The sequence below is a fragment of the Sodalis sp. RH22 genome (genome assembly GCF_047324165.1).
In the GTDB taxonomy this organism is placed as follows: Bacteria; Pseudomonadota; Gammaproteobacteria; order Enterobacterales; family Enterobacteriaceae; genus Acerihabitans.
Genome location: NZ_CP178731.1, coordinates 2,124,330 through 2,137,186, shown reverse-complemented (window position 1 = coordinate 2,137,186; position 12,857 = coordinate 2,124,330). Strand labels below are relative to the sequence as shown.

The following is a 12,857-nucleotide window of genomic DNA, read 5'->3' as shown; positions in this document are numbered from 1 at the left end:
AAGGAAGCCTATCAGCGGCTACGGAAGACAATGCGGCCTTTGCTCAGGTCGTACGGGGTCAGCTCAACAGTGACTTTGTCGCCCGTCAGGATGCGGATATAGTTTTTGCGCATTTTACCGGAGATATGAGCGGTTACCACATGCCCGTTTTCCAATTCCACACGGAACATGGTGTTAGGCAATGTATCCAGTACCGTGCCTTGCATTTCAATATTGTCTTCTTTGGCCATCGAATCCTCTAGGTTTAAATACCATAGTTTTTAACCGGCAAGATAATGCCGAAAAACCCTCATTATGTAAAGAAGTGATGAAGAACGCCGCATTATTCACAACGATCGGGGTCGCTGTCTACGCTGCCGGCAGAGAGGGTTTGTGGTTGCCAGCAATGGGGTGCCAGCGTTAAAGGGTGTAACTGACTCAGCAGGGTCAGATAGTCGCGTCGCGGTATTTCCCGTGCGCCTAACGAGGCCGTGTGTGAGTTCAATACCTGACAGTCTATCAGTTTTCCCCCTTGTTGCCTAAAGAAACGGCAAAAAGTCAGCAACGCCGTCTTGGACGCGTTGTCCCGGCGGCTGAACATGGATTCGCCGCAGAACAGGGCGCCCTGCGCCACGCCGTACATACCGCCCACCAGTTCATCGCCCTGCCAGACTTCCACCGAGTGAGCCTGTCCCAGGGCATGCAGGCGGCGATAGGCCAAAACCACCTCGGGGCCAATCCAGGTGCCTTCTATGCCCCGTTCGGCGCAGGCGGCGATCACCTCGGCAAACGCCTGGTTGAGCGTAACGCGAAACGGGCTGTGCCTGAGAAAACGTTTCAGGCTGCGGCTGATATGGAATTCCTCCGGGAACAGCACCGCGCGGGGATCCGGCGACCACCACAAGATGGCATCCCCCGGCGAGTACCAGGGGAAAATGCCCAGTTGATAGGCGGCCAGCAGGCGCTCGGGGGAAAGATCCCCGCCGAAGGCCAACAGCCCGTTGGGTTCATGCAGCGCGGATGTCGGCGCGGGAAATCGTATTGAATCCGGAGAAAGCCGGTACAGTCGCATAGCGCTTATTTTTTATTCTCCTCAACCGTCCGCTTTAGCGATAATTATACGCCACCCGGAGAGTGATAACGAAAATACCGCCCCTTTTCCGCCATCAGCGTCGCATGGGAGCCTTGTTCAGCGATCCCGCCCCGATCCATGACATAAATTCTATCCATCATATCCAGGCCCTGCAGCCGATGGGTGATAATCACCAGGGTCTTGGCCCGGCCCAACTGATGCAACGCGTCCAATACACGCCGTTCGGTGGCGGCGTCCAGCCCTTCGGTCGGTTCGTCGAGCAGCAGCAGCGGCGCGTCGTGGAGCAGGGCGCGGGCGATGCCGAGCCGCCGCTGTTCACCACCGGATAACTGCCGTCCGCCTTCGCCCAGCCAGGCGTCGAGGCCTTGGTTTTCCAGGAGCTTGTCCAGCCCCAGAAGCGAAAGGATATGGGCCAGCCGCGCGTCGTCCGCCTGGGCCGCGCCCAACAGCAGATTGTCGCGCAGCGTGGCGTTGAAAATATGCACCCGCTGGGGCACCACGCTCATCATGGCGCGCAGCGCCGGTTCACTCCAGCGCGCCAGGGATTGACCGTTTAACAGAATTTGCCCGCGGTCCACGTCCCAGGCGCGGGTCAGCAATTGCAGCAGGGTGGATTTGCCGCTGCCGGTGTGGCCCAGGATGGCGATATGTTCTCCCGCGTTTATCCGCAACGACACCCCGGCAACCGCCGGCAGCGGCTGATCGGGATAACGGAAACCGACGGCGTCGAGGACCAGCGCGGCATCGCCGCCGGCCGCCGGTCCGTCGGCCGGGAAAACCACCGCCGGGTCGCGGCCGATGACGTCGGCGATACGTCCGGCCGAGGCGATAACCTGGCCGAGATGCTGAAAGGCGCCGGCTACCGGGCCAAGCGCTTCGAACGCCGCCAGCGTGGTAAACACGAACAACGCAATCAGCGCGCCGGGATGACTGTCGCCGCCGATGCCGGCGGCGGCAAGCCACAAAATCAAGGTGACCGCCATGCCGGTTATCAGCGTCAGCATCCCCTGCGCCAGGGCGGCCAGGTTGGCCTGCTGCCGCTGACGTTGCTGCCAGCGCCGTTCAGTCTCGTCCAATTGCCCGCGGTAGCGCGCGGCGGCGCCGTAAACCGTTAGTTCGGCATTGCCCTGCAGCCAGGTGGCCAGGTGCTGCCGGTAATCGGCGCGCAGCCGGGTCAGCGCTTCCCCCACCGGCTTCCCGGCCCGATAGAACAGCGGAGGGACGATCAGCAGCACCGCCAGCATGATTGCGCCCAATGTCAGGGCCAGGGAGGCGTCGAGCCAGCTTAGCCCCACGGTGACCACCAGAATCACCACAAAAGCGCTCAGCAGGGGCGAGAGGACGCGTAAATAGAGGTGATCCAGGGTATCGACATCCGCCACCAGGCGGTTAAGCAGCTCCGCCTGGCGAAAACCGGCCAGCGCGCCGGGGGAAAGCGGCAGGATTTTTTGAAAGGTGTAGATGCGCAAATGCTGCAAGACGCGGAAAGTGGCGTCATGGCTGACCACCCGTTCCGCCCAGCGGCCGGCGGTGCGGGTTATGGCTGCGCCGCGCACCCCGGCGGCCGGCAGCATATAGTTAAAGCTGTATAAGCCCGCCATGCCCGCCAGCGCCGAGCCGGCCAGGAACCAGCCGGACAGGCTGAGCAGGCCGATGCTGGCCAGCAGCGTGACGATGGCCAGGAGCATGCCCAGGGCAATCTGGCCGGCATGGCGGCGATACAGGGCCAGGAAGGGGAATAATACGCGCATAGTCAGAGTCCTCCGCGACGATAGGCCAGCAGGTCGGCAAAGGGGCCGGGTAAAGAGGCCAACTGCGCATAGCGTCCCTGCTGCACGATTTGGCCGTTGCCCATGACCCAGATATCATCGAAATCGCGGATATCCGCCAGTTGATGGGTGACCAGTATCGTGGTGTGCCGCCGGGATGCCCGGTCCAGCGCCGCCGTGACCAGCTTTTCGCTGTGGGCGTCCAGGCTGGCGGTCGGTTCGTCGAGCAGCATCAGCGCCGGGGATTGCAGCAGGGCGCGTCCCAGGGCGACACGCTGCGCCTGGCCGACGGACAGGCGCGCGGCATTGTCGCCAAGCACGGTATCCAGTCCCTGCGGCAGCAGCGGTAAAAATTCGCTGATATAGGCCTGCTCCACCGCCTGTTTTAGAACGGCGGCATCCGCGTCGGGCCGCCCGAGCAGGATATTATCCTTCAGCGTCGGCGCGGGCAGGAACGGGTCTTGGCTGATCCAGCTCAGTTGGCTGCGCCAATGCGACGGCGACAGGTCGCGCAGCTCATGGCCGTTAACGCGCAATGAACCCTGGTAGGGCAGGAATCCCAACAGCACATGTAACAGCGAACTTTTGCCGGCCCCGCTTTGCCCGACGATGGCCAATCGCCGGCCGGGTTCCAGCGTGAAATTCAGCGGGCCGGCCAGCGCCGTGCCGTCCGGCGCCATGATGACCAGCTGTTCGGCGCGCAGGCCGATGGGGCCCAGGACGGGCGCGGCGAGACCCGCGCCCTGCGACTGCACGTCGGTCTCGAGAAAGGCAACCAGCGATTCCGCCGCGCCCACCGCCTGGGCCTTGGCGTGGTAAAAAGCGCCTAAATCCCGCAGCGGCTGAAAAAACTCAGGCGCCAGTATCAAGACCAGGAAACCGGCGAACAAGGTGACGCCGGTGCCGTAGCTGCCGAAGTGAAGCTCGCCGAGATACGAAAAGCCAAAATACACCGCCACCACCGCAATGGAAATCGAGGCAAAAAATTCCAGCACGCCGGAGGAAAGAAACGCCAGCCGCAGGACTTCCATGGTACGTAAACGGAAATCGTTGGTGGCGCGGCTGATATGCTCGGTTTCCGCCTGCGCGCGATCAAACAGTCTTAGCGTGTCCAGGCCGCGCAGGCGATCGAGGAAATAGCCCGACAGCCGGGCCAGCGCCAGGAAGTTGCGGCGGTTGGCGTCGGCGGCGCCCATCCCCACCAGCGCCATAAACAAGGGAATCAGCGGCGCGGTGCAAAATAATATCAGCCCGGCCATCCAGTTCACCGGGAACACCGCCAGTAAAATCAGCAGCGGCACCAGGCCCGCCAGATACATCTGCGGCAGATAGCGCGCATAATAATCCTGCATGTCCTCAATCTGCTCAAGCAGAAGGCTGCTCCAACTGCCGGCGGGTTTGCCCTGGATCCAGGCGGGGCCCAGCAGTTCCAGCCGATCCAGCACCTGGCGGCGTATTTCCCGTCTCAGCACCTGTCCGGCGATAAAACCGACCCGCTCGCGCAGCCAGCCTGCCAACGCGCGCAGCGCAAACAGCGCCGCCATGGCGATAAACCAGCCCGTAAGCGCCTCGCGCGGCTGCTGCCCGACAATCAGCGCCTGCAGCAGATAAGCCAATACCCAGGCCTGGGCGATGATAACCAGGCCGCTCAGCAGGCCCAGCAGTAAAGAGAAACGAAGCCAGCGCTTTACCAGCGCGCTTTGCGACTTGAGCCAGCGGACAAGCACTTGCTGTCGGTTTTTATTCATTGAAGACAATTTCAGCCGGTGTGATGTGTATGTAAGTCGAAAATCCCATGTGGGGAAGCGAAAAGCCGGAAAAGGGCAGGCGTTCTCCAGCGTGCCGACATATTACCCTGTTGCGGCGGAGGTGAAAATAATAATGACATTTATCAGGGGACCTTTGCCTGCGGGCGCAACGGCATTTCAGCCGACTGGACGGCGCCGTGGGGATATGAAATTCTGCCGCTTTTTCGCATGCCATAAGTTGGGCGTTTTCATGGTATGCCGGGCGCCGGCATGCGACAAGGGGATGGCAGTCGCGCCATCCCCTCCCGGTATCAAATATCACATAAAACAAAAAGAAAGCGTTAACGTTGCAAACAGTGGTTTTGACGTTGTAACGGCATAGCGTGCGCTGGCGGCACAAAGCCCGGCTGGATGAGCCGCCGGGAGCGGCTCAAGCTCAGGGTCGCGCCGGGAGCGCGTCCCGGGCGGTCCAAAAAACGGGCTGGTTGTGGCGACAGGAACCGCGCATCAACGCCGCGCCTCGAAACGCCCTTACCGATCGTTTACCGGCACCAACCCGTCCAGATAACGTTCAGCGTCCAGCGCCGCCATGCAGCCGGTGCCGGCCGAGGTAATCGCCTGGCGGTAGATATGGTCCATCACGTCGCCCGCGGCAAATACGCCCGGAATGCTGGTCTGGGTGGCGTTGCCCGCAATACCGGACTGTACGCGGATATAGCCGTTCTCCAGCTCCAGTTGGTTGCCGAAAATCGCCGTATTGGGATGATGACCGATGGCGATAAATACGCCGGCGACCGCCAGCGTGTCGACGGCGCCTCTGACGACGTTCTTCAGCCGCACGCCGGTCACGCCCATTTCATCGCCCACCACTTCTTCCAGGGTGCGGCCGGTATGCAGCACGATACTGCCGCTGGCGACCTTATCCATCAGGCGATCGATCAGGATTTTCTCCGCGCGGAAGATATCGCGCCGGTGGATCAGATGCACCTCGGTGGCGATATTGGACAGATACAGCGCTTCTTCCACGGCCGTATTGCCGCCGCCGACCACCGCGACTTTTTGCTGGCGGTAGAAGAAACCGTCGCAGGTGGCGCAGGCGGATACGCCTTTGCCCTTATAGGCTTCCTCCGACGGCAGGCCGATATAGCGCGCGGATGCGCCGGTGGCGATAATCAGGGCGTCACAGGTAAATTCACCGGTATCGCCGGTCAGCCGGAAAGGGCGGTTTTGTAAATCGACCTGGTTAATATGATCGAAAATGATTTCGGTGTTGAATTTTACGGCGTGGGCGTACATGCGCTCCATCAGCGAAGGCCCGGTCAGCCCTTCCGGATCGCCCGGCCAGTTCTCGACCTCGGTGGTGGTGGTCAGCTGGCCGCCTTGTTCCATACCGGTTATCAGCACCGGATGCAGGTTGGCGCGGGCGGCATAAACCGCGGCGGTATATCCCGCCGGTCCCGACCCCAGGATAATTAATTTACTGTGTTTCGCCGTAGACATATTTTCCTCGTTTAACTCACCGCTTAGATCCCAACTCGTCGATGATAAGAAAGTTACCAGACAATGAAAAGGATGCAAAAAGTTGTTGGCGATTTTTATCATCGTTATGGACTATCGATAGGCGGATTTTACCATCAATTAGGACATTATCGGGCTAAAAAGAGCCCTTAAGCCCCGGACAACGTGTTTCCGCAGGATTTAATCGGCATGTTGTTCTGATTTTTATCGTTTTACTTTGACAATACGCTGCGCTTTTGCGAAAACATCAGGGTAAGGAAAATGATGCGTTGGTTTCGGACAGGCAGTTAGCAAGGCAGTTGAAACAGTTGGCCCTAAAATAAAACAGACAACGGGTCTTAAAGCAAACCCTGATACATTGAAGTCGGCAGGGGTGTGGCAAGCACAGGGAAGGTACTAAGAGAGACAATAATAATGGTAGACAATAAAAAGCGCCCGGGAAAGGATCTCGATCGTATTGACCGTAACATCCTCAATGAGTTGCAAAAGGATGGCCGGATATCAAACGTCGAACTTTCTAAACGGGTTGGATTATCCCCAACACCTTGCCTGGAACGCGTGCGCCGTCTTGAGCGCCAGGGTTTCATCCAAGGGTATACCGCTTTACTTAATCCACATTATCTTGATGCGTCTTTACTGGTGTTTGTGGAGATTACCCTTAACCGGGGTGCGCCCGATGTGTTTGAGCAATTCAATACCGCCGTACAAAAGCTGGAAGAAATTCAGGAATGCCATTTGGTTTCGGGTGATTTCGACTATCTGCTGAAAACGCGGGTGCCTGATATGTCGGCCTATCGTAAACTGCTGGGCGAGACGCTGTTGCGCCTGCCGGGGGTCAACGATACGCGTACCTACGTGGTGATGGAAGAAGTGAAGCAGAGCAACCGGCTGGTCATTAAGACACGCTAAGTCATAACACAGGTGCAAATTTCACGTTTTATGGTTACACTCCTGTGCATTCATACAGTTTCAGCGCCGGCGGCATGACGGCCGGCGCTGTTATTAAGCTATTATATCGGTTATATCGGCATAGATAACCCTGGAGAGCCTTTCTTGAGCCAGGAATATACAGAAGATAAAGAAGTTGAATTGAAAACGCTCAGCAGCAGTCGCCGGTTACTCGAGGCTGTTCTGATTGTCATGGCGATTTTTGCCCTCTATTTGATGATTTCCCTGGTCAGTTTCAACCCTTCCGACCCCAGTTGGTCGCAAACTGCCTGGCATGGTCCTATCCATAACCTGGGGGGCGGCATCGGCGCCTGGTTTGCCGATACGCTGTTCTTCACCTTCGGCGTGCTGGCCTATGCCCTTCCGCCGCTGATGCTGATTTTCTGCTGGACGTCGTTTCGCCAGCGGGAAGAGCAGGACTATGTGGACTATTTTGCCCTATCGCTGCGGCTGATTGGGACGCTGGCGCTGATCCTGACCTCATGCGGCCTGGCCGCGCTCAATGTCGACGATCTCTATTACTTTGCCTCGGGCGGCGTGATCGGCAGCCTGCTCAGCAACGCCATGCTGCCGTGGTTTAACGGCATCGGCGCCACCCTGACCCTGCTCTGCGTATGGGCGTCCGGCCTGACCCTGTTTACCGGCTGGTCCTGGCTCACCATTGCCGAAAAAATCGGCGGCGTGGTCATGGGTTGCCTGACATTTATGTCGAACCGCTCCCGCCGCGACGAGCGGGACTACGACGACGAGTACGATGACGAAGACCTGGAGGCCGCAGGGGACGACGCGGTCCGCGCCGAAGCGTTGGACGCGCTTGACCCGCTGCTGGCGACCTCCGGCCCTGATGCCGCCGGGACCAAGCCTGATGCCGCTCCCGCGGCTATCGGCACGGTGGCGGGGCCTTCCGCCACGTCCAGCCATCCGGAGCTCGCCGAGCAGACCGGCGACCCGCTGGCCGTCCCGCCGCCGGGCGCGGTGTCGCCGCCGGTGGCGGCCCCTGCGGCCGGCCCCGCGCCTGCCGCCGTCTACTCCCAGCAGCCCGCCGCGCCGGCCCCCCAGTCGGCGTCCGCGCAGGCTATCCCGCAATATCGTTTTGAGTTGCCGGACGCACCGTCCGTTCCTCCTTCCCAGGGCGGCTTTCCCGATGAAGACGATGATGGTCCGCAGATGGGCGACTGGCAGCACGACGGTGACGAATCGCACACGCCATACGATTTCAACGTGGCGCAGCGCAGCAGCGGGCAGGTCACTGCTTCCACGCCGCCTTATGACGCCGCCGCGCTGACCTTTATGCCGGCGTTCAGCGCCACCAGCGACGAAAATCCGCAGGTCAAGCAGGGCATCGGTCCTGAATTGCCGCGTCCTAACCGGGTACGCATCCCCACGCGCCGGGAGCTTGCCTCGTTTGGCATCAAGCTGCCGTCGCAGCGCAACGCGACGGCGACGGCGCAGCAACGCCCGCAGGAAGAAGACGCGCTGTCGCAGGCGCCGCAGTCCGAGGAAGAACAAGCCGCCGCCCAGCAGTCGGCGCTGCACCAGGAATTTCTGCAGCAGCAGGAACAACGCTATGGCGCGGCCGGGACCGAGGGCGACGACGAGGAAGAAGACGCCTGGCAGCAACAGCAGCTGGCCGCCGAATTTCAACGCCGGCAGGAGATGCGTTACGTGGCGGACGCCGACGAACGGGCCATGCCGACATCGCCGGTTTCGCCGCCGGCCGGCATTGATGCGCCTGCGGCGTTCGCTCCGCCGCCGCGGGCCGATCGGGTGGATGATACTCTCGCAGCCCGGTTTACGCCCTCCACGCAGCCTGGTCACGAGTTCGGTTCCGGCGCGTCGACCGCGGCCGGGCATGTTCCCGGCGGTTATGACGAGCAGGCTCATTCCCGCGCAGAGGATTATCCGGCCGACGATGAGGACGCGCTGTCGGACGGGCATGTCCAGCCTTCGGCACGGCTAGGGGCAGGCGCCGCGCCGGCGCCATTGCCGTCGCCGGTGGGGGCGCGCGCGGTGGTTCAGCCGGCGGCGCCCGCCATGGACAGCCTGATCCATCCCTTCCTGATGCGTAATGAACAACCGTTGCACAAGCCCACCACGCCGCTGCCGACGCTGGACCTGTTAACGTCGCCGCCGGTGGAGGACGAACCGGTGGATATGTTCGCGCTGGAGCAAACCGCGCGGCTGGTTGAAGCGCGGCTGGCGGACTACCGCGTGAAGGCCGAGGTGGTCGGTATTTCTCCCGGTCCGGTTATTACTCGCTTCGAGCTGGACCTGGCGCCGGGCGTGAAAGCGGCGCGTATCTCCAATCTGTCGCGGGATTTGGCGCGCTCCCTGTCGGCGGTGGCGGTGCGGGTGGTGGAAGTGATCCCCGGCAAACCTTACGTCGGCTTGGAATTGCCGAATAAGCGCCGCCAGACGGTATACCTGCGCGAAGTGCTGGATTGCGATAAATTCCGCGAGACCGTCTCGCCGCTGGCTATCGTGCTGGGCAAGGACATTGCCGGCCAGCCGGTGATTGCCGATCTGGCCAAAATGCCCCATCTGCTGGTGGCCGGTACCACCGGGTCAGGTAAATCGGTGGGGGTCAACGCCATGATCCTCAGCATGCTGTATAAAGCGACGCCGGAAGAGGTGCGCTTTATCATGATTGACCCGAAAATGCTGGAACTGTCGGTGTACGAAGGCATTCCCCACCTGCTGACCGAAGTGGTCACCGACATGAAAGACGCCGCCAATGCCCTGCGCTGGTGCGTGGGCGAGATGGAGCGCCGCTATAAACTGATGTCGGCCCTGGGGGTGCGTAACCTGGCCGGCTATAACGAACGTATTGAACAGGCTATCGCCATGGGCCGGCCGGTGCCGGATCCTTTCTGGAAACCGGGCGACGGCATGGCCGATTCGCCGCCGATGCTGGAAAAACTGCCATATATCGTGGTGTTGGTGGACGAGTTCGCCGACCTGATGATGGCGGTGGGCAAAAAGGTGGAAGAGCTGATTGCGCGTTTGGCCCAGAAAGCCCGCGCCGCCGGCATCCATCTGGTGCTGGCGACCCAGCGGCCGTCGGTTGATGTGATAACCGGCCTGATCAAGGCCAATATCCCGACCCGTATCGCCTTTACCGTGTCCAGTAAAATCGACTCCCGTACCATTCTCGATCAGTCGGGGGCGGAATCATTGCTCGGCATGGGCGATATGCTGTACCTGGCGCCCAACTCTTCCATACCGGTGCGTGTGCACGGCGCCTTTGTGCGCGACCAGGAGGTGCACGCGGTCGTCAGCGACTGGAAGGCCCGTGGCCGGCCGCAGTATATTGACAGCATCACCAGCGCGGGCGAAGAGGGTGAGGCCGGTCCCGGCGGCATGGACAGCGACGAGGAACTGGATCCGTTATTCGATCAGGCGGTGCAGTTCGTGGTCGACAAGCGCCGCGCCTCGATTTCCGGGGTGCAGCGCCAGTTCCGCATCGGCTATAACCGCGCCGCCCGCATCATCGAGCAAATGGAGATCCAGGGCATCGTCAGTTCGCAGGGCCATAACGGCAACCGTGAAGTACTGGCCCCGCCATCGCCGGATTAACGCGCTGGTGCCCATGACAGGCCTGCTTTGGCCGCCAGGGGGGTAACCCCCTGTGCAAAGATGCGTAAAGCGGCAGGTTTTCAGAGGATTGGCCTATGCCTTCCCGTCATTGTTCCGATAAAGTTAAGCCTATCAGGGTGCCGCCTGCCGGCCGGTCTATTTCTTGCCGGCCCGGATGTTGCGCCTTTCATTTTTCAAGGAATGCTTATAATGAATAAAAGGTTATTAGTCGCTTGCCTGCTTAGCGCCGTGGTTGCCGCGCCGGCGCTGGCCGATGATGCCGGCGCGCTGCAAAGCCGCCTGAATCGGGTCAACAGTTTCCATGCCGCATTCACCCAGAAAGTGACCAGCGCGGACGGCGGCGCGGTGCAGGAAGGCGAAGGCGAACTGTGGGTAAAACGGCCGAATCTGTTTAACTGGCATATGACCGCGCCGGATGAGAGCCTGCTGATTTCCGACGGTAAAACGCTGTGGTTTTATAATCCCTTTGTCGAACAGGCCACCGCCACCTGGCTGAAAAACGCCACCGGCAATACGCCGTTTATGCTGATTACCCGCAACAGCCCGGACGACTGGCGGCAATACAACGTCAAGCAAACCAACGATCGGTTTGAGCTGACGCCCAAGACCGCCAGCGGCAACCTGAAGCAATTTACCATCGACGTCAGCGCCAGCGGCACCATCAACAGCTTTACCGCCGTCGAGCAGGACGGGCAGCGCAGCGCCTACCAGCTGAAAAGCCAGAATAACGGCCAGGTGGATGACGCCAAATTCCGTTTTACCCCTCCCAAGGGCGTGACGCTGGACGATCAGCGTCAGTGAGGTAAAAATGAGCAATCTGTCGCTTGATTTTTCCCATAACGAATTCCAGCCGCTGGCCGCGCGCATGCGCCCAAGAACGCTGGAAGAATATGTCGGGCAGCAGCATCTGCTGGCGCCGGGCAAGCCGCTGCCGCGCGCCATCCAGAACGGGCAACTGCACTCCATGATCCTGTGGGGGCCGCCTGGTACCGGAAAAACCACGCTGGCGGAGCTGATTGCGCGTTACGGCAACGCCGATGTGGAGCGTATTTCGGCGGTGACCTCGGGCATCAAGGAAATCCGCGAGGCGATCGAGCGCGCGCGCCACAATCGTGATGCCGGCCGCCGCACCATCTTGTTCGTCGACGAAGTGCATCGCTTTAATAAAAGCCAGCAGGACGCCTTCCTGCCGCATGTGGAAGAGGGCACCATTACCCTGATTGGCGCCACTACGGAAAACCCTTCGTTCGAGCTTAACTCCGCGCTGCTCTCCCGCGCCAAAGTTTACCTGCTGAAGGCGCTTACCGCCGGGGATATCGAACAGGTGCTGGCCCAGGCCATGACCGATACGGAGCGGGGCTATGGCGGCCAGAATATCGTGCTGCCGGACGAGACGCGCCGGGTGCTGGCGGAGTGGGTGAACGGCGATGCACGCCGCGCGCTCAACAGCCTGGAAATGATGGCGGATATGGCGCAAACCGATGCCCAGGGCAACCGGGTGCTTACGCCGCTGCTGCTGAAGGAAATTTCCGGCGAGCGCAACGCCCGTTTTGATAATAAGGGCGATCGTTATTATGATTTGATTTCGGCGCTGCATAAATCGGTGCGCGGTTCCGCGCCGGATGCGGCGCTATATTGGTATGCGCGCATCATCACCGCCGGCGGCGATCCGCTTTACGTGGCGCGCCGCCTGCTGGCCATCGCCTCGGAGGATGTGGGCAATGCCGATCCGCGCGGCATGCAGGTTGCCCTGGCGGCTTGGGATTGTTTTACCCGCGTCGGTCCGGCGGAAGGGGAACGGGCGATTGCCCAGGCGATTGTCTATCTGGCCTGCGCGCCAAAAAGCAACGCGGTTTACACCGCTTTTAAAGCCGCGATGCATGATGCGCGCGAAAACGCCGATTATGATGTGCCAGAGCATCTGCGTAACGCCCCCACCAAGCTGATGAAGGAAATGGGGCTGGGCGCCGAATACCGCTATGCCCATGATGAACCGAACGCCTATGCCGCCGGCGAAGACTATTTTCCCGAGCAGATGGCGCACACCCGCTACTACTATCCAAGCCCGCGTGGACTGGAAGGAAAAATTGGCGAAAAGCTTGCCTGGCTTAGCGCGCAGGATCAAAATAGCCCAACAAAACGCTACCGATAACCAGGCCGTTGCGGTAAGGTTAGCGATAGAAAATCCGTTGCCGCGATAGTCTC

General features: G+C 60.6%; 9 protein-coding genes. 4 read left to right on the top strand and 5 right to left on the bottom strand.

What is annotated here, in order from left to right:
* Nucleotides 1-11 precede the first annotated feature (11 nt).
* The 5 genes from infA to trxB all read right to left on the bottom strand — a co-directional run bounded on the left by infA (nt 12) and on the right by trxB (nt 6,089).
* A complete protein-coding gene (gene infA / locus ACL2XN_RS09665) occupies nt 12-230 on the bottom strand; it encodes a translation initiation factor IF-1 (protein ID WP_002211347.1) in 219 nt (72 codons plus the stop codon).
* Between the two features lie 92 nt (nt 231-322).
* Entirely contained in the window at nt 323-1,051 is a 729-nt protein-coding gene (gene aat / locus ACL2XN_RS09660; protein ID WP_410015919.1) for a leucyl/phenylalanyl-tRNA--protein transferase, read from the bottom strand.
* 44 nt (nt 1,052-1,095) lie between these two features.
* Nucleotides 1,096-2,823 (bottom strand): heme ABC transporter ATP-binding protein/permease CydC, encoded by a 1,728-nt coding sequence (gene cydC / locus ACL2XN_RS09655; RefSeq protein WP_413722378.1) that lies wholly within the window; start codon nt 2,821-2,823, stop codon nt 1,096-1,098.
* A gap of 2 nt (nt 2,824-2,825) precedes the next feature.
* Complete coding sequence (gene cydD, locus ACL2XN_RS09650; protein WP_413722379.1) at nt 2,826-4,589, bottom strand: heme ABC transporter permease/ATP-binding protein CydD; 1,764 nt, start codon at nt 4,587-4,589, stop codon at nt 2,826-2,828.
* A 531-nt stretch (nt 4,590-5,120) separates the two neighbouring features.
* The gene (trxB, locus tag ACL2XN_RS09645) at nt 5,121-6,089 is read right to left on the bottom strand and encodes a thioredoxin-disulfide reductase (RefSeq protein WP_413730720.1); all 969 of its coding nucleotides are present in this window, start codon (nt 6,087-6,089) and stop codon (nt 5,121-5,123) included.
* Between the two features lie 432 nt (nt 6,090-6,521).
* Between trxB and lrp the strand changes: the two genes are divergently transcribed.
* The 4 genes from lrp to ACL2XN_RS09625 all read left to right on the top strand — a co-directional run bounded on the left by lrp (nt 6,522) and on the right by ACL2XN_RS09625 (nt 12,804).
* Nucleotides 6,522-7,016 carry a leucine-responsive transcriptional regulator Lrp gene (lrp, locus tag ACL2XN_RS09640; RefSeq protein ID WP_005287608.1) on the top strand — a complete coding sequence of 165 codons (495 nt, stop codon included), beginning with the start codon at nt 6,522-6,524 and terminating at the stop codon, nt 7,014-7,016.
* 144 nt (nt 7,017-7,160) lie between these two features.
* Nucleotides 7,161-10,631 carry a DNA translocase FtsK 4TM domain-containing protein gene (locus ACL2XN_RS09635; protein ID WP_413730719.1) on the top strand — a complete coding sequence of 1,157 codons (3,471 nt, stop codon included), beginning with the start codon at nt 7,161-7,163 and terminating at the stop codon, nt 10,629-10,631.
* Between the two features lie 210 nt (nt 10,632-10,841).
* Nucleotides 10,842-11,453, top strand: coding sequence for an outer membrane lipoprotein chaperone LolA (lolA, locus tag ACL2XN_RS09630; protein ID WP_410015914.1), 612 nt, complete (start codon nt 10,842-10,844; stop codon nt 11,451-11,453).
* A gap of 7 nt (nt 11,454-11,460) precedes the next feature.
* Complete coding sequence (locus tag ACL2XN_RS09625; protein WP_413728745.1) at nt 11,461-12,804, top strand: replication-associated recombination protein A; 1,344 nt, start codon at nt 11,461-11,463, stop codon at nt 12,802-12,804.
* Nucleotides 12,805-12,857: the final 53 nt, after the last annotated feature.

Coding starts and splice junctions, on each gene's coding strand:
- trxB (WP_413730720.1), bottom strand. CDS start 6,089: ATGTCTACGGCGAAACACAGTAAATTAATTATCCTGGGGTCGGGACCG.
- lrp (WP_005287608.1), top strand. CDS start 6,522: ATGGTAGACAATAAAAAGCGCCCGGGAAAGGATCTCGATCGTATTGAC.
- cydC (WP_413722378.1), bottom strand. CDS start 2,823: ATGCGCGTATTATTCCCCTTCCTGGCCCTGTATCGCCGCCATGCCGGC.
- aat (WP_410015919.1), bottom strand. CDS start 1,051: ATGCGACTGTACCGGCTTTCTCCGGATTCAATACGATTTCCCGCGCCG.
- cydD (WP_413722379.1), bottom strand. CDS start 4,589: ATGAATAAAAACCGACAGCAAGTGCTTGTCCGCTGGCTCAAGTCGCAA.
- lolA (WP_410015914.1), top strand. CDS start 10,842: ATGAATAAAAGGTTATTAGTCGCTTGCCTGCTTAGCGCCGTGGTTGCC.
- infA (WP_002211347.1), bottom strand. CDS start 230: ATGGCCAAAGAAGACAATATTGAAATGCAAGGCACGGTACTGGATACA.
- ACL2XN_RS09625 (WP_413728745.1), top strand. CDS start 11,461: ATGAGCAATCTGTCGCTTGATTTTTCCCATAACGAATTCCAGCCGCTG.